The sequence below is a fragment of the Niveibacterium sp. COAC-50 genome, from assembly GCF_013184235.1.
GTDB classification, from domain to species: domain Bacteria; phylum Pseudomonadota; class Gammaproteobacteria; order Burkholderiales; family Rhodocyclaceae; genus Niveibacterium; species Niveibacterium microcysteis.
Genome location: NZ_JABCJM010000001.1, coordinates 1,061,822 through 1,077,930 on the forward strand (window position 1 = coordinate 1,061,822; position 16,109 = coordinate 1,077,930).

General features: G+C 61.1%; 16 protein-coding genes. All 16 read left to right on the forward strand.

The features are described 5' to 3' along the window. Nucleotides 1-4: 4 nt before the first annotated feature. Nucleotides 5-832, forward strand: a complete 828-nt coding sequence (locus HH302_RS04760; RefSeq protein ID WP_172198886.1) for a M48 family metallopeptidase — start codon at nt 5-7, stop codon at nt 830-832. A gap of 185 nt (nt 833-1,017) precedes the next feature. Further along, on the forward strand, nt 1,018-2,427 hold the full coding sequence (gene leuC / locus HH302_RS04765; RefSeq protein WP_172198889.1) for a 3-isopropylmalate dehydratase large subunit: 1,410 nt from the start codon (nt 1,018-1,020) through the stop codon (nt 2,425-2,427). Nucleotides 2,428-2,446: 19 nt separating this feature from the next. Then, nucleotides 2,447-2,575, forward strand: coding sequence for an entericidin A/B family lipoprotein (locus HH302_RS04770; protein WP_172198892.1), 129 nt, complete (start codon nt 2,447-2,449; stop codon nt 2,573-2,575). Next, the gene (gene leuD, locus HH302_RS04775) at nt 2,575-3,213 is read left to right on the forward strand and encodes a 3-isopropylmalate dehydratase small subunit (RefSeq protein ID WP_172198895.1); all 639 of its coding nucleotides are present in this window, start codon (nt 2,575-2,577) and stop codon (nt 3,211-3,213) included. The genes HH302_RS04770 and leuD overlap by 1 nt, the downstream gene beginning before the upstream one ends. An 8-nt stretch (nt 3,214-3,221) precedes the next feature. Next, nucleotides 3,222-4,283 (forward strand): 3-isopropylmalate dehydrogenase, encoded by a 1,062-nt coding sequence (gene leuB, locus HH302_RS04780; protein ID WP_172198898.1) that lies wholly within the window; start codon nt 3,222-3,224, stop codon nt 4,281-4,283. Between the two features lie 206 nt (nt 4,284-4,489). Beyond that, complete coding sequence (asd, locus tag HH302_RS04785; RefSeq protein WP_172198901.1) at nt 4,490-5,593, forward strand: aspartate-semialdehyde dehydrogenase; 1,104 nt, start codon at nt 4,490-4,492, stop codon at nt 5,591-5,593. A gap of 162 nt (nt 5,594-5,755) precedes the next feature. Continuing rightward, a complete protein-coding gene (locus HH302_RS04790; protein WP_172198904.1) occupies nt 5,756-8,632 on the forward strand; it encodes a FimV/HubP family polar landmark protein in 2,877 nt (958 codons plus the stop codon). A 74-nt stretch (nt 8,633-8,706) separates the two neighbouring features. Beyond that, on the forward strand, nt 8,707-9,270 hold the full coding sequence (locus HH302_RS04795) for a hypothetical protein (protein ID WP_172198908.1): 564 nt from the start codon (nt 8,707-8,709) through the stop codon (nt 9,268-9,270). Beyond that, nucleotides 9,267-10,064 (forward strand): tRNA pseudouridine(38-40) synthase TruA, encoded by a 798-nt coding sequence (gene truA / locus HH302_RS04800; protein WP_172198911.1) that lies wholly within the window; start codon nt 9,267-9,269, stop codon nt 10,062-10,064. The genes HH302_RS04795 and truA overlap by 4 nt, the downstream gene beginning before the upstream one ends. Further along, the gene (locus tag HH302_RS04805) at nt 10,061-10,684 is read left to right on the forward strand and encodes a phosphoribosylanthranilate isomerase (RefSeq protein ID WP_172198914.1); all 624 of its coding nucleotides are present in this window, start codon (nt 10,061-10,063) and stop codon (nt 10,682-10,684) included. The genes truA and HH302_RS04805 overlap by 4 nt, the downstream gene beginning before the upstream one ends. Beyond that, a complete protein-coding gene (gene trpB / locus HH302_RS04810) occupies nt 10,671-11,882 on the forward strand; it encodes a tryptophan synthase subunit beta (protein WP_172198917.1) in 1,212 nt (403 codons plus the stop codon). The genes HH302_RS04805 and trpB overlap by 14 nt, the downstream gene beginning before the upstream one ends. A gap of 39 nt (nt 11,883-11,921) precedes the next feature. Continuing rightward, the gene (trpA, locus tag HH302_RS04815; protein ID WP_172198920.1) at nt 11,922-12,740 is read left to right on the forward strand and encodes a tryptophan synthase subunit alpha; all 819 of its coding nucleotides are present in this window, start codon (nt 11,922-11,924) and stop codon (nt 12,738-12,740) included. After that, a complete protein-coding gene (gene accD, locus HH302_RS04820) occupies nt 12,737-13,600 on the forward strand; it encodes an acetyl-CoA carboxylase, carboxyltransferase subunit beta (RefSeq protein ID WP_172198923.1) in 864 nt (287 codons plus the stop codon). Before trpA ends, accD begins: the two co-directional genes overlap by 4 nt. Before the next feature lie 18 nt (nt 13,601-13,618). Further along, a complete protein-coding gene (gene folC / locus HH302_RS04825; protein WP_172198926.1) occupies nt 13,619-14,884 on the forward strand; it encodes a bifunctional tetrahydrofolate synthase/dihydrofolate synthase in 1,266 nt (421 codons plus the stop codon). An 18-nt stretch (nt 14,885-14,902) separates the two neighbouring features. After that, nucleotides 14,903-15,613: an SPOR domain-containing protein gene (locus HH302_RS04830; RefSeq protein WP_172198928.1), complete on the forward strand. Its 711-nt coding sequence runs from the start codon at nt 14,903-14,905 to the stop codon at nt 15,611-15,613. 4 nt (nt 15,614-15,617) lie between these two features. After that, on the forward strand, nt 15,618-16,109 hold the full coding sequence (locus tag HH302_RS04835) for a CvpA family protein (RefSeq protein WP_172198930.1): 492 nt from the start codon (nt 15,618-15,620) through the stop codon (nt 16,107-16,109).

Consider the following 16,109-nt stretch of genomic DNA (forward strand, 5'->3'; position numbering starts at 1 on the left):
TGAGATGGCGATTTCCTTGGCTCGCGCTGTCCCGGTCTGGCTGTTGTGCGGCATCGCTGTGGCCTGTGCGACCGTGCAGACCACAGCCCCCGGCACGGTGGGCGTGGATCGTAAACAGACCGTGTCGCCACTGGTTAATCGCGATGCGCTGAACAAACAGGCGGCGTCGCAATATCGCCAGGTCGTCAACACGGCCGAGCAGAAGAAGGCGCTCAACGTTGATCATGTGCAAACGGAGCGCGTACGCCGGATTGCGGCCCGGCTCACGCCGACTGTGGCGGCGTTCCGACCCGATGCTGTTGGCTGGCATTGGGAGGTCAACGTCCTGACCTCGAAAGAGGTCAACGCTTGGTGTATGCCGGGCGGCAAGATCGCCGTGTACTCCGGGCTGATCGATCAACTCAAGATTACCGACGACGAGTTGGCCGCCGTGATGGGGCACGAAATTGCGCATGCCTTGCGAGAACATGCCTGGGAGCGCGCGTCGCAGGCCATGAATGCCCAGATTGGACTCACGGTGATCGGTATCGCGCTGGGCGCGAGCGGTTCCACGATGGACATGGCCGGCATGGCCTATCAGGCAATGTTCGCGCTGCCGAATTCCCGCGAACAGGAAACCGAGGCGGACAGAATCGGCGTCGAGCTGGCGGCGCGCGCTGGCTACGACCCTCGAGCGGCAATTTCGCTGTGGGACAAAATGGGGCGTCTTGCCGGCAACTCGCAACCGCAGTGGCTGTCTACCCACCCATCACAGGCGTCGCGCCAAAAGGACCTGGCCGTGTACTCGGCCAAGGTGATGCCCCTCTATGAGCAGGCAACCGAACGGCGCTGACTGGCGCCCAACGATTTCGGTATCTGCTGGCTGCGCCGACGGACCGTCGTACGCGTGCCTACCTGGCGGTGAGATGCAGCGAGGCAGTGCAATGATGTTTTGTTGCGCCGCCGCATGGCGGGCTGGTCAGCATGAACCTGCTGTGAAATAATTAAAGATTGCGTTTTTGTTGCGGTTTTTGGCTCATGGCACTGCACACGCTTTACGAAAAACTCTGGAACAGTCATGTCGTCCACGTCGAGGACGACGGTACGGCATTGATCTATATCGATCGCCATCTCGTGCATGAGGTGACCAGCCCGCAGGCCTTTGAGGGGCTCAAGCTGGCTGGTCGTAAAGCGTGGCGGGTTGGCTCGATCGTCGCGACCGCGGATCACAACACCCCGACGAACGACTGGGCGAGCGGGATCAAGGATCCGATCTCACGCCTTCAGGTTGAAACGCTGGACGCGAATATTCGCGCGGTTGGCGCCAAAGCCTACTTCCCGTTCAAGGATGCCCGCCAAGGCATCGTGCACGTGATCGGGCCGGAGAACGGCGCCACGCTGCCGGGGATGACGGTCGTTTGCGGCGATTCGCACACATCGACCCACGGTGCTTTCGCTTGCCTGGCACATGGTATCGGCACGTCGGAAGTCGAGCATGTGATGGCGACGCAGTGCCTGCTGCAGAAGAAATCGAAAACCCTGCTGATCAAGGTTGATGGGCCGCTGGGTAAAGGCGTCTCAGCCAAAGACATCGTGCTTCACGTCATCGGCCGAATTGGCACTGCAGGTGGTACCGGCTACGCCATGGAATTCGGCGGTTCGACCATCCGTGCGCTGTCGATGGAAGGGCGGATGACGCTGTGCAACATGGCGATCGAGGCGGGTGCACGCGCCGGTCTGGTCGGCGTTGATGACGTCACGATTGAATACTTGCGTGGCCGTGATTTCGCCCCGAAGGGGGATCACTGGGATCAGGCCGTGGCGTACTGGCGCACACTGGTGTCAGACCACGGCGCTCAGTTCGACTGCGTCGTCGAGATCGATGCGCGGCAGATTCAGCCGCAAGTCACCTGGGGCACGTCTCCCGAGATGGTGACGACGATCGACGGCCTGGTGCCCGATCCGGAGAAGGAAACCGATCCGGTGCGCCGCGAGGGTTACGGCCGCGCGCTGCAATACATGGGCTTGACGCCACGTATGCCGATCACCTCCATCGCGATCGACAAGGTTTTCATCGGGTCCTGCACGAACTCGCGTATCGAAGATCTGCGTGAGGCCGCAGCGGTTGCACGCGGCAGACGCATCGCAGATAACGTCAAGCTTGCGCTGGTCGTGCCGGGCTCGGGTTTGGTGAAGCGCCAGGCTGAAGCGGAAGGGCTCGACAAGATCTTCAAGGCGGCCGGCTTTGAATGGCGTGAGCCGGGTTGTTCGATGTGTCTCGCGATGAACGCGGACCGGCTGGAGCCGGGTGAGCGGTGCGCATCCACGTCCAATCGCAACTTCGAAGGTCGTCAAGGGCCGGGTGGGCGTACTCACTTGGTGAGCCCGGCCATGGCAGCGGCGGCGGCAATTGCTGGTCGCTTCGTCGACGTCCGCGAAATTCTCTGATTCGGCAAGGAGAATGGATATGAAAATTCTGCGTATTTTCGTTCTCGCGTTGCTCGCAACGTCGCTCTCCGCCTGCAATACCGTGCATGGCTTTGGCAAGGATATCGAGAAGGCCGGCGAAGCCATTCAGAAGGGTTCGAGCAAGTAATGGAAAAGTTTTCCGTCCTTGATGGTCTCGTGGCGCCGATGGATCGCGCCAATGTCGATACTGACGCGATCATCCCCAAGCAGTTTCTGAAATCGATCAAACGTTCAGGCTTTGGCCCGAACCTGTTCGACGAATGGCGCTATATGGACCACGGCGAGCCCGGCATGGACAACGCCAAGCGCCCGCTAAATCCGAATTTCGTGCTGAATCAGCAGCGCTTTCAGGGTGCCCGCATCCTGCTGACGCGCGACAATTTCGGTTGCGGCTCATCGCGTGAGCATGCGCCTTGGGCGATCGAAGACTACGGTTTTCGCGCGCTGATCGGCACGAGTTTCGCCGACATCTTTTTCAATAACTGCTTCAAGAACGGCCTGCTGCCGATCAAGCTGCCGGCAGCGGAAGTCGACGCCCTGTTCGATCAGGTCAACGCGACTCCGGGTTACAAGCTTCGGATCGATCTTGATGCGCAAACGGTCACTCGGCCTGATGGCAAGGTGATTCCGTTCGACGTGGATCCGTTCCGCAAATATTGTCTGCTGAACGGTTTTGACGATATCGGCCTGACCTTGCGTCACGCCGACAAGATCCGTGAGTTCGAGGCGCGCCGTCAGGCGGAACAGCCCTGGCTCTTCACCTGAGAGATTCAATGAAAGTCTGTGTTCTGGCCGGTGACGGCATCGGCCCGGAAATCGTTGCCGAAGCGGTGCGTGTGCTTGAAGCGCTGCGCAGCGATGGTCTCAAGATCGAAATGGAGCCCGCGCTGCTGGGCGGTTGCGCGGTGGATGCGGCCGGCGTGCCGTATCCGGAGGCGACCCAGAAGCTCGCGCGTGAGGCTGACGCGGTGCTACTGGGCGCCGTTGGCGGGCCCCAGTGGGATGCGTTGCCCCGCCCGCAACGCCCGGAACGTGGCTTGCTGGGCATCCGCAAGGATCTTCAACTTTTTGCCAATCTCCGCCCGGCGATCCTCTATCCGGAGCTCGCAAACGCTTCGACGCTGAAGCCGGAAGTGGTGTCCGGTCTCGATATCCTGATCGTGCGCGAGCTCACCGGCGACATCTACTTTGGTGAGCCACGTGGGATCGAGGTGCGCGACGGTCAGCGCGTTGGCTGGAACACGATGATCTATTCCGAGGCTGAGATTCGCCGTATCGGGAAGGTCGCCTTCGAGGCGGCGCGCAAGCGCAACAAGCGCGTGTGCTCCGTCGACAAGATGAACGTGCTCGAGACGACGCAACTGTGGCGCGATGTGATGATCGAGTTGTCGGCTGATTACCCCGACGTTGAGCTCTCACACATGTTGGTCGACAACGCCGCGATGCAGTTGGTGAAGGCGCCCAAGCAGTTCGACGTCATGGTCACCGGCAACATGTTCGGCGACATCCTGTCCGACGAAGCCTCGATGTTGACGGGTTCGATCGGCATGTTGCCGTCCGCCTCTCTGGATGCGAACAACAAGGGCTTGTACGAGCCCAGCCACGGCTCGGCACCTGACATCGCCGGCAAGGGCGTGGCCAATCCGCTCGCCACCATCCTGTCGGCAGCGATGATGTTGCGCTACAGCTTCAACAATGAAGCGGCCGCGCATCGTGTGGAGAGCGCCGTCAAGAAGGTGCTCGCACAGGGCTATCGCACCGGCGATATCTGGGAAGAGGGCACGCGCCGCGTTGGCACCCGTGAGATGGGTGACGCCGTGCTGGCTGCACTCTGAGCGAAAACCGATGAACTGTCCGCGCGCCATCGTGCTCCACAAGCCCTTGCCGAAATCGGCAGGGCTGCGCGCGACCATCATCACCATCATTACGACCACCGGGATTAAAACCATCCCGGCCTGATCCATTGTCTCCTCCGCGCACATGCTCCCTGCCCGCGGTCGAGGCAAGGGAAGCGGGCAGGGGGCATTAAGAGGAAATTCAAATGCGAGTCGGATTTGTCGGTTGGCGCGGCATGGTCGGTTCCGTGCTGATGCAGCGTATGCGTGAGGAAAAGGACTTCGAGCGGATCGAGCCGGTGTTCTTTACCACCTCCAATGTCGGCGGCAAGGGGCCGGACGTTGGGCGCGATCTGCCGCCACTCAAGGACGCCTCCAGCGTCGACGAGCTCAAGGCGATGGACGTCATCATTACCTGCCAGGGTGGTGACTACACGACCGATGTCTATCCGAAGCTGCGCGCTGCGGGCTGGAACGGCTACTGGATCGACGCCGCGTCGACGATGCGAATGGATGACGATGCCGTCATCATCCTTGATCCGGTCAATCGCAACGTTATCGATGCTGCCCTGGCAAAGGGCGTGAAGAACTACATCGGCGGCAACTGCACCAACTCCATCCTGCTGATGGGCGTTGGCGGCTTGTTCCGTGATGGCTTGGTGGAATGGGTCTCTTCAATGACCTATCAGGCTGCGAGTGGTGGCGGCGCAAATCACATGCGCGAGCTGCTCAAGGGCATGGGCGTCGTGCATGGTGCAGTGGCTGATGAGCTCGCGACGCCGTCGTCCGCAATCCTGGAAATCGATCGCAAGGTTGCCAAGGCAATTCGCGAAGACGTGCCGACGGAATTCTTTGGAGCGCCTCTCGCTGGCGGACTGATTCCGTGGATCGACAAGCAGCTCGATAATGGCCAGTCGAAGGAGGAATGGAAGGGGCAAGCTGAGGTCAACAAGATCCTCGGTACCGCGAGCACGATTCCGGTCGACGGCCTGTGTGTCCGTATCGGCGCGATGCGTTGCCATAGTCTGGCGCTGACACTCAAACTCAAGAAGGATCTGCCCCTCGCCGAGATCGAATCGATCATCAAATCGGGCAACCAGTGGGTGAAGTGGGTGCCGAATGACCGTGAGGTTTCCGTAAAGGAGCTCACGCCAGCGTCGATTACCGGTGGCCTGGAGGTCGGTGTCGGTCGCGTTCGCAAGCTCAACATGGGGCCGGAATACCTCTCCGCCTTCGTAATCGGCGACCAGCTCCTGTGGGGTGCGGCCGAGCCGCTGCGCCGCATGCTGCGTATCCTGCTCGGACGCTAAGTCCTTGTCATGACGGGCGTTGCGTTCGCAACGCCCGTATCTTAAGGCTCGCCGCCCGGTGAGTTTGCCAACGGCATCAAATACTCAGAGTTAGGTTTAGCTTGCGAGGCTAAATCTATGATGTTATTTTGATAAAACCATAATAAACGCGCCTATTTCGGCATGCCCATGAAGACGACTCTCCGTGCCTCCATCATCGCGGCCGCAATCGCGGCGTTGCCATTTGGCGCTTCAGCCGCAGGTCTCGGCCGGCTGAACGTTTTCAGCGGTCTTGGTCAACCGCTTCGCGCGGAAGTCGAGGTGACCGGCACGGCCGAGGAGTTGGACTCCTTGAGTGCCAAGCTGGCGTCGCCTGAAGCTTTCCGACGGGCGAACATCGAATACGCGCCTCAGCTCAGCGCGCTGCGGCTTTCAATTGAGAAAAAGGGTGCTGGCGCGGTCGTCAAGGTTGCCAGCGATCGTCCCTTCAGCGAGCCGTTTGTCGATCTGCTGCTTGAACTCAATTGGACTGGCGGCCGGTTGATGCGCGAGTACACCTTCCTGCTCGATCCGGTGGATGAAGGCACAAAGGCCGCCGCTCCTCAGGTTTCTGCGCCGATCGCAAAACCGCTGGAGCCAGCCACCCCGGTTTCGAAACGGAAGGAGAAGGCTGAGAAGGTTGAGCGTGCGGAGCGTCCGACGAAATCGGCCGAGACCGCCCCTGCGAAACCGAAGACCGATATTCCTGGTTCGGAATACACCGTACGCAGTGGCGACTCACTGACTTCTATTGCGGCCCGAACCAAGGCAAGCGACGTCAGCCTTGAACAGATGCTTGCGGCGCTGTATTCGGCTAACGAGTCGGCATTTCCTGGTGGTGACATCAATCGCCTGAAGACGGGTCAAATTCTGAAGGTGCCTGAATCCTCGGCGGCGAAGGAATTGTCCGCTTCCGAAGCACGTCGAATCCTGTCGGCGCCATCAGCCAATTTCGGTGCTTACCGGCAGAAGGCCGCGGCAGCCGTCGCGGACAGCAAGGCCAAGGAGAGCGCGGCGCAACAATCGTCGTCGGGCAAGATTACGCCGAAGGTCGAGGACGCAGCCAAGGCGCAAGAAGCCAAGGATCAACTGAAGATCTCCAAGAGCCAGGTGTCGAAGGACGCAGGCAAGGCCGATCCGAAGTCTGCTGGCCGTATCCAGGCGCTGGAAGAGGACTTGGTCGCGCGGGAGCGTGCGCTTAAGGAAGCGACGGAACGCGTTGCCGCACTTGAAAAGAACGTCAAGGATCTTCAGAAGCTGGTCGATTTGAAGAACCAGAATCTGGCGGATCTTCAAAAACAAGCCGCTGCTGCCAAGGCTGAGCCGGCCAAGCCCGCGGCCGATAAGGCGCCTGCACCTGAAGCCGCAAAGCCTGAGCCCGTGCCAACCAAGCCCGCGGTCGAGCAGTCGGTCGCTGTTGAGTCTGTTCAGTCGGCACCGGCGGAGGCGCCCGTCGTTGCTGCTAGTGCGCCGGCCGAAGTCGCGCCTAAGCCCGCTCCGAAGCCAGTGCCGAAGAAAGTCGCACCGCCGCCACCCCCGCCGGTCGTTGAGGAGCCAGGTTTCTTCGCGTCGTTGCTGGAGAACCCGGCAGCCTTGGGTGGTCTGGCGGCTGTGCTGGGTCTGGGTGGCTTCCTCGCTTATCGCTCACGGAAGCCCAAGCGCAATGCTGGCCCCGATACCACTGCTTTGAATGCTACTCAAACGGGTACCGAGTCCGTTATTGGACCGGCGGGTGGTCAAACAGTCGATACGGGTAGCAGTGTTCTCCCGACTGATTTCAGTCAGTCCGGTCTGACGTCGATCGACGCTGATGAGGGCGTTGATCCGGTCGCGGAAGCCGACGTCTACATGGCCTATGGTCGTGACGCGCAAGCGGAAGAAATTCTGCTTGATGCACTGAAGTCCGATCCCAGCCGTACGGCTATCCACGTCAAGTTGCTGGAGATCTACTCGCAGCGCAAGAGCCTCAAGCAGTTCGAAAACATTGCGACCGATCTGTATACGCAGACCGGCGGGGTTGGCACCGACTGGGTTCGTGCGGCGGATCTCGGTACCAAGCTGGATCCGGATAATCCGCTCTATCGTTCGCTGACCAAGGTGGCAGCTACCGCGGCAGAGCCAGCGATGCTCGACGAGCTGTCCTTCGTCGAGGCTGGCAACGCAACCGTCGAAACGCCGCAGGAGTTCGAGTTTGAACCGGCTGCTGACGTTGCAGAGGAAGAGCCGGCCGCACTGGAGTTTACGCCGGCGGATCAGTCGCCCGCCGCGCCGGCCTTTGCTGCGGCGTCCCCGTCGCAAATGCAGACGACTTGGACGATGCCCGGGGAGATCGGGCAGATTACTCGCACGCTGGAAGGCGAGTCCCCTGCTGCTGCTGAGGCGGCGGCGGGTTCGTCGGATGATCTTGGTCTGGACTTCAATCTCGACATCGACATGGTGCCGGGTGAGGAGGTTGGTTCTGCCCCCGAGGCTGAGTCGCTGCCGGATCTGAGCGCGGCGGATTTCTCGGCGGCCGAAGCGAAGCTGTCCACAACAAATCTTGGCGCCTCGCCCGAACAGCCGATGACTTTGGATCTGGACGGATTTGATTCCGGCGCACCTTCGCACGACGACATCGCAGTGGCTTCCGCTGTGGCGCCGCAACATGAAGCGGTGGTTGATCTGGAAAAAACGAACTTCGAAGGTGGTCTGCTCGACTTTGATTTTGACGTCGATCGCTCGCCGCAAACGCTGGCTTCGGAAGCCCCCGCGCTTGATTTGTCTGGGATTGACCTTGATTTGCCCCCTCAGGCAGCGCCTGAGCCCATTCGTCAGTCGGATGTGGATACCCATCCGGAACTTCCGATGACAGAGGACGATCTCGAAGTTGGCGATGAAGTGAATACCAAGCTGGAGCTTGCTCGGGCCTACGAAGAGATGCGCGATTTTGAAGGCGCAAAGGAACTGCTTGAGGAAGTGATGCAGGAAGGTACGAGCGCCCAGAAGGATGCTGCCGAGGCGATGCTTGCCCGCCTGTCCTGAAAGTCGGTAGGCGCAGTTTGCGAAAGCTGGGGGCAGGTGCAGGGCTGATTGCCTTCGTTGTGGGAGTGATAACGGTGCAGCGCTTGTCTGGCGCTGCGCTTCTCGCAACAGTGTTCGTCGCCATTTGCGTGGCTGCTTGGTTGTCCGGAAAACGGTTGTGGTCGCTCATGCGACGCAGCCGTTTTCTTTTTCTGGCGCTTGCGGCTCTATACAGCTTCTTCACGCCGGGGGATCGCATGTGGGTGGTAGCGTTCGTGCCTGCGCCGACCTACGAAGGCGCCTTGTTAGCACTTGAACATTCGACAAGGCTGGCAGGTGTTCTGGCGTTCGTTTGCATGTTGGTCACAAGCTATCCGCGTGACGTGCTTGTCGGGGGGATGCTCGCATGTCTGGCGCCGCTGCGTCGCTTGCGCCTTCCGGTAGATCGGGCTGCTATGCGTATGTCGATCGTCCTTGAAATGGTGTCGGCACCTGAGGGCTTGCCGAACTGGCGAGAATGCTTCTCGTCGGAGATCGATGCCGAAAGCGCGAACGAAGCGGTTGTGCAGGTCCATCTTCCGGAGTGGGTGCGGGCTGATGCCATGGCTTTGGTCTTGCTGACCGTAGCGGCCGAAATCATTGTGAGGATGTTCCGTTGAGGGTTGCGCTTGGTCTGGAGTACGAAGGTGGCGCGTTCTGCGGTTGGCAAACCCAATCCAACGGGGCGTCGATTCAGGACGCAGTGGAGCGTGCCGTGTCGGTTATTGCGGATGCGCCGGTGAGGGTCCACTGCGCAGGGCGGACTGATGCAGGAGTGCACGCCGCCGTGCAGGTTGTGCACTTTGATGTCGATGTGTCTCGACCCCTGACTGCGTGGGTGCGTGGCGTGAACGCGCATTTGCCTGATTCGATTTCTGTTCGCTGGTCGCGCGAGGTTGATACGCGCTTTCATGCACGGTTTTCGGCCTTGGCACGTCACTACCGGTACTTACTTCTGAGTCGTGACATCAGACCAGCAATCGGCTGCGGTCGTTGGGGCTGGACGCATTGGGAGCTCGATTTGGCGGCCATGCAGGAAGCCGCTGCGCGCCTGGTTGGTCAGCATGACTTCACGAGTTTCCGTGCAGCGGAATGCCAAGCCGCCAGCCCGGTGCGAACGCTGACACGGGCGGCGGTGCTGGAAACGGGCCCGTTGATCGCTTTCGAGTTTTCTGCGAACGCATTTCTGCATCACATGGTCAGAAACATGGTTGGCGCCTTGGTCCAGATCGGGCGGGGCGCTAGACCACCAAGCTGGATCGATGAGTTGCTGGCAGCCAAAAACCGTTCCCTTGCGGCGCCCACGTTCTCACCCGAGGGGCTCTATCTTGCCGGCGTAGATTACCCGCCAGAATTTGGGCTTCCCAATCAGGGGCGAGTGAGGAATGAAACATTTGGGGGAGGTTTTCTGTGAGCCGAACGCGTGTGAAGATTTGCGGGCTGACGCGCGAGGAAGACGTCGATGCGGCTGTTGGCGCCGGCGCTGATGCGATCGGCCTGGTTTTCTATCCGCCTAGCCCCCGGTTTGTATCGATAGAACGCGCTAAGCAATTGAGCCGCCGGGTCCCCCCCTTCGTTTCAATCGTAGGCTTGTTCGTCAATCCGGAGCCTGCTGATGTTCGAGCCGCACTCGACGCCGTGCCGATCCATCTGCTTCAGTTCCACGGCGATGAGGACGACGGCTTCTGTAGGCAGTTCGGGCGCCCATACCTGAAGGCAGTTCGGATGAGGCCCGGGGTCGATCTGATACACTACGAAGCTTCGTTTGGGTCTGCCCAAGCGCTTCTGGTTGACGCCTTTGTGGAGGGCTTCGGCGGGGGCGGGCAGACGTTCGATTGGTCCCTGATTCCCTCTGGTTTGACGCGCCCCCTGGTCCTTTCGGGGGGGCTCTCGCCAGCCAATGTCGAAGAGGCGATTCGTCGGGTCAGGCCTGCTGCGGTCGATGTGAGCAGCGGTGTCGAGGCCGCGAAGGGCATCAAGGATGCCCGGCGGATTGCTGAATTCATTGCAGGAGTGCGCAATGCAGATGGCTGAAGTGCCGTACAACTTCCCCGACACGCGTGGCCATTTTGGTCCCTACGGCGGGATTTTTGTCTCTGAGACTCTGATTCCGGCGCTTGCCGAGCTGAATGAAGCCTACCGCGTTGCGCAAAGCGATCCGGCGTTTTTGGCTGAGTTCGATCATGAGCTGAAGCACTACGTTGGTCGTCCGAGCCCGATCTATCACGCTCGTCGCCTGTCCGACCACTGCGGCGGCGCGCAGATCCTGTTCAAGCGTGAAGATCTGAACCATACCGGTGCACACAAGGTAAACAACTGCATTGGACAGGCCTTGCTCGCCCGGCGTATGGGCAAGCCGCGCGTCATTGCAGAGACCGGCGCAGGTCAGCACGGTGTTGCTACGGCTACCGTCGCAGCGCGCTATGGGATGGAGTGCTTCGTCTACATGGGCTCGGAAGACGTTAAGCGCCAGGCTGCCAACGTCTACCGGATGAAGCTGCTGGGTGCCACCGTGATTCCGGTGGAGTCGGGCTCAAAGACGCTTAAGGATGCGATGAACGAGGCAATGCGTGACTGGGTCACGAACGTTGCCGACACGTTCTACATTATTGGTACCGTAGCGGGCCCACACCCCTACCCGATGATGGTCCGCGACTTCCAGTCGATTATCGGCCGCGAGGCTATCGACCAGATGCAGGAAGACTTCGGACGCCAGCCGGACGCAGTCATCGCTTGCGTGGGCGGTGGTTCGAACGCGATGGGCATTTTCCATCCTTACATTCCGCATCCGTCGGTGAAGCTGATCGGTGTAGAGGCCGCCGGTGACGGCATCGAAACCGGCCGTCACGCTGCGTCGCTATCGGCGGGTACGCCGGGTGTTTTGCACGGCAACCGCACCTACCTGCTGCAGGACCCGAACGGTCAGATCATCGAAACGCATTCGATTTCGGCGGGACTGGATTATCCAGGCGTTGGCCCGGAGCACGCGTGGCTCAAGGATACGACCCGCGCCGAATATGTCGGTGTTACCGATGCCGAAGCTCTGCACGCCTTCCATACGCTCTGCCGCATGGAAGGCATCATCCCGGCGTTGGAATCCTCCCATGCAATCGCCCATGCAATGCGGCTTGCACCGACGCTGCCGAAGGACAAGCTCCTGCTGGTGAACCTCTCGGGTCGCGGTGACAAGGATATGCATACCGTCGCCGAGAAGTCCGGCATCAAGTTCTGATGCGCTTGCCCCCACATTGAAGCCTTCGATACCTACAGCATGTCCAGAATAAAGACCGTCTTTGACCGCCTCGGTGCAGAGCAGCGCACCGCGCTGATCCCCTACATTGCCGCGGGGGATCCCTCGCCCGCGGAGACGCTTCCCTTGATGCATGCCCTGGTTGCCGGCGGCGCCGACGTGATTGAGCTCGGGGTGCCGTTTTCCGATCCGATGGCTGATGGGCCCACGATTCAGCGTGCCGCGGAGCGCGCACTCAAACACGGCGTTTCGCTGCGTGATGTGCTCGCGACGGTAAAGGCCTTCCGCACGACTGACACAGCCACGCCCGTGGTGCTGATGGGCTATGCCAATCCGATCGAAGCGATGGGTGTCGAGCGATTCGTAGCGGCAGCGGCTGAGGCCGGGGTCGATGGCGTGCTGGTCGTCGACTATCCTCCCGAGGAGGCGACGGACTTTGCAAACACGCTTAAGGCCGCAGGCCTGGATCCGATCTTCCTGCTTGCCCCGACGTCGACCGACGCGCGCATGGCCGGCGTTGCGAACATCGGCAGCGGATACGCTTACTACGTCTCTCTCAAGGGCGTTACCGGCGCTGGCCATCTGGATATTGGGGATGTCGTATCGCGTATTCCCAATCTGAAGGCGCGCTTGGGAATGCCGGTAGGCGTTGGTTTTGGCATCCGCGATGCGGCTTCTGCCCGCGCGATCGGTGCGGTGGCCGATGCAGTCGTGATTGGTAGTCGTGTGATTGAAGAAATCGAACGCGCACCCGCGGGTGAAGCCCCCCAACGTGTGCGAGCGTTCCTGTCGGAAATTCGCTTGGCACTCGATGAACCTGTCGTGGAGTCCGCCCGATGAGCTGGTTGAACAAGCTGCTTCCTCCCAAGATCAAGCGCGACGCACCGTCACGCAAGTCGATTCCTGAAGGCCTGTGGAGCAAGTGCGAGGTCTGCGAGGCGGTCCTGTACCGCTCCGATCTCGAAGGCAATCAGCATGTCTGCCCGAAGTGCGGGCACCACAAGCGTTTGCGCGCACGCGCACGTCTGGATCTTCTGCTCGATCCGGACGCACGGTTTGAGATTGGCGCAGAGGTTGTGCCGGTCGATCCGCTCAAGTTCAAGGACAGCAAGCGTTATCCCGATCGCTTGTCGGCAGCGAACGATGAGACGGGCGAGGGCGATGCCCTTGTCGTCATGCAAGGGGCGATCAAGAGCGTGCCTTGCGTTGTCGCCGTCTTCGAGTTCGATTTCATGGGCGGCTCGATGGGCTCTGTGGTGGGCGAGCGCTTTGTGCGTGGCGTGACCGCTGCGCTCGAGCAGGGCGTGCCTTTCATCTGTTTCACCGCCTCGGGCGGTGCGCGGATGCAGGAGGGGCTTTTCTCGCTGATGCAGATGGCTAAGACGACCGCGTCGCTCACCCGACTGTCTGAACGCCAGCTGCCGTTCATCACCGTGCTCACCGACCCGACGATGGGCGGCGTTTCGGCCAGCTTTGCCTTTGTTGGTGACGTCGTGATCGGCGAGCCGGGAGCCCTGATCGGCTTTGCCGGGCCGCGCGTGATCGAGCAAACGGTGCGTGAGAAGTTGCCGGAAGGCTTCCAGCGTTCCGAGTTCCTGCTTGAGAAGGGCGCGATCGACATGATCGTGGATCGCCGTGCCTTGCGCGACGAATTGGCTGATCTTCTGTCGTTGCTGACGCGTCAAAGCGCACCGAACTAAGAGCCGCATTCCTTCGCGATGGTATCGAAGTCCCTGTCGGACTGGCTCGACTATGCCGAGCGCCAGCACGTCAATGCAATCGAGCTCGGTCTGGATCGCGTCAGGGCGGTCGCCGCTGCCCTCGGCGTGCGGCAAACCTGTCCGGTCATCCTGGTAGGTGGCACGAACGGAAAGGGCTCAACCTGCGCGATGCTGGAGGCTATCCTCCGCGCTGCCGGCTACCGCGTCGGTTTGTATACGTCCCCACATCTGGTTCGATACACCGAGCGCATCCGGATCAACGGCGCCGAGGTTTCAGAGGAGGCGCTGTGCGAGGCCTTTGCCGAAATCGACAGCGCGCGCGGTGAGACGCCGCTTACCTACTTCGAGATCGGGACCCTTGCTGCATGGCAGGTTTTCAGCAAGTCCTCGCTCGATGTAATCATTCTTGAAGTCGGCATGGGCGGCCGCCTGGATGCGGTCAACGTGTTCGAGCCGGACTGTTCGATCGTGACCGGCGTGGCGATTGATCACTCCGACTTCCTCGGCACGACGCGCGAACAGATCGGTTACGAGAAGGCTGGCATTTTTCGCCCAGCTCGGCCGGCCATTTGCTCCGATCCGAATCCGCCGCAGTCCCTCGTCGAACACGCGCGCTTGATCGGAGCCGATCTGCGGCTGATCGGCCGTGATTTCTCGTACAAGGGTGATCGGCAGCAATGGAGTTTTGTCGGGCGGTCGATGAATCGCAACTCGCTGGCCTACCCCGCCCTGAGGGGGGCCAACCAGCTGCTCAATGCGTCGGCGGTGCTGGCAGCGCTCGAGACGCTTGCGGACCGTTTGCCGGTTTCAATGCAGGCTGTTCGCGAAGGCCTGCTGCATGTCGCGCTGACAGGGCGATTCCAGGTTCTGCCGGGGCGACCGACCGTGATTCTTGATGTCGCCCACAATCCACAGTCGATCGGCGTGTTGGCGGAGAACATCTCCAATCTCGGCTATGCGCCTGAGACCTATGCGGTTGTGGGGATGTTGTCGGACAAGGATGTGGTCGGTTCAATCTCCTTGATCGCCCGTCGCGTCGATCACTGGCTGGCTTGCTCGCTGCCGGGGCCGAGGGGTTTATCGGGCGACGCGCTCGCGGCCAAGCTTCGTGAGGCGGGCGTGGCGGGCGATATCGAGGTCTGCGACGGGCCGACGGCCGGGCTCAATCGCGCCAAGGAGCGCGCTCAGCCGGATGATAGAATCGCAGTCTTTGGATCATTCCTTACTGTCTCCGACGTGCTCCAATCGTCGGGGCGTCATTGAGACCCGCGCGCTGCTGCAATGGCCGAGAACGACACCCAACTCGAACTGAAGAAGCGCGCGCGCCGACGCCTGGTCGGCGCAGGCGCATTGGCGCTTGTCGCGGCGATTGTCCTGCCCCTTGTGATGGAGCATGAGCCAAAGCAGGCCGGGCAGGACATCCAGATCCGCATTCCGAGCCAGGAGGGCGCGAATTTCGCGTCGCGCGTGATCCAGGGAACCGCTCCAGCGCCGAGCAAGCCCGCAGTGCCGGTTGAGGACGACAAGATCCCGTCTGGTGGGAACGTGCCGTCGCCGAGCGAAGGTGCGACCGCTTCCGCCCCGGTGCCGAAGGCACCTGAACCGGCGCCCGCGCAAAGCGCGCCCAAGCCAACGGCGCCCGAAGAGCCCCATGTTGCGAAGACGGAAAAGCCAGCAGCGACCAAGTCTGCAGAGCTAGCCGCGAAGCGATCCGAGGCGGAGCGTGCTGCGGCGATCCTGAGTGGCGACAAGAGTGCGGCTGTTGAAACGGGCGGGGCCTACGTCGTGCAGCTCGGCGCATTCAAGGACGCGAGCAACGTCTCGTCGGTCCGGAGCAAGGTCAAGGCACAAGGCTACAATTCCTACACCGAGGTGCTGGGGGACAAGACGCGAGTGCGTGCAGGCCCGTTCGCGACGCGTGATGCGGCCGACGCTGCGGCAGCGAAGTTGCGAAAGGCGGGGCTGGCCGGCGTTGTAACACCGCGTTCGTGACTCGATGAGCGGTTTTGACTACGCGGTCATCGCGGTTACGCTGATTTCGCTGGCGCTTGGCGCGTGGCGCGGGTTGGTCAGCGAGGTCCTGGCGCTTCTGGCGTGGGTGGTTGCGTTCTTCGTCGCCAAACATTTTTCGCCGCTCGTCGTGCCGCTGTTCAGTGGCCTTACGAGCGAGCCGTTATTGCAGCAGGCAGGGGCGTTCGCACTGTTGTTCATTGCGAGCCTGCTCGTGCTTGGTTTGCTGCGCTTGTTGTTGCGCGAGTTGCTTCATGCGGTTGGGCTTGGTCTGGCGGACCGAGCCTTTGGCGCACTGTTCGGGTTGGCGCGCGGGTTGTTGCTGGTGCTCGCACTGGTAATGGTCGGCGGGCTGACAAATCTTCCGCGTCAGGCTTGGTGGCGTGACGCGGTATTGGCGCCCCCGCTTGAGGCGGTGGTGCTAGCGGTGGCGCCGTGGATGCCGGAGCCGCTCGCTAAACGGATTCAATTCAGATAG

What these genes read in the sequence shown, in the direction of transcription:
- HH302_RS04770 (WP_172198892.1), top strand. Translation starts at nt 2,447, where the DNA reads ATGAAAATTCTGCGTATTTTCGTTCTCGCGTTGCTCGCAACGTCGCTC.
- HH302_RS04760 (WP_172198886.1), top strand. Translation starts at nt 5, where the DNA reads ATGGCGATTTCCTTGGCTCGCGCTGTCCCGGTCTGGCTGTTGTGCGGC.
- accD (WP_172198923.1), top strand. Translation starts at nt 12,737, where the DNA reads ATGAGCTGGTTGAACAAGCTGCTTCCTCCCAAGATCAAGCGCGACGCA.
- trpA (WP_172198920.1), top strand. Translation starts at nt 11,922, where the DNA reads ATGTCCAGAATAAAGACCGTCTTTGACCGCCTCGGTGCAGAGCAGCGC.
- HH302_RS04830 (WP_172198928.1), top strand. Translation starts at nt 14,903, where the DNA reads ATGGCCGAGAACGACACCCAACTCGAACTGAAGAAGCGCGCGCGCCGA.
- leuC (WP_172198889.1), top strand. Translation starts at nt 1,018, where the DNA reads ATGGCACTGCACACGCTTTACGAAAAACTCTGGAACAGTCATGTCGTC.
- leuB (WP_172198898.1), top strand. Translation starts at nt 3,222, where the DNA reads ATGAAAGTCTGTGTTCTGGCCGGTGACGGCATCGGCCCGGAAATCGTT.
- HH302_RS04835 (WP_172198930.1), top strand. Translation starts at nt 15,618, where the DNA reads ATGAGCGGTTTTGACTACGCGGTCATCGCGGTTACGCTGATTTCGCTG.
- HH302_RS04790 (WP_172198904.1), top strand. Translation starts at nt 5,756, where the DNA reads ATGCCCATGAAGACGACTCTCCGTGCCTCCATCATCGCGGCCGCAATC.
- asd (WP_172198901.1), top strand. Translation starts at nt 4,490, where the DNA reads ATGCGAGTCGGATTTGTCGGTTGGCGCGGCATGGTCGGTTCCGTGCTG.
- trpB (WP_172198917.1), top strand. Translation starts at nt 10,671, where the DNA reads ATGCAGATGGCTGAAGTGCCGTACAACTTCCCCGACACGCGTGGCCAT.
- folC (WP_172198926.1), top strand. Translation starts at nt 13,619, where the DNA reads ATGGTATCGAAGTCCCTGTCGGACTGGCTCGACTATGCCGAGCGCCAG.
- leuD (WP_172198895.1), top strand. Translation starts at nt 2,575, where the DNA reads ATGGAAAAGTTTTCCGTCCTTGATGGTCTCGTGGCGCCGATGGATCGC.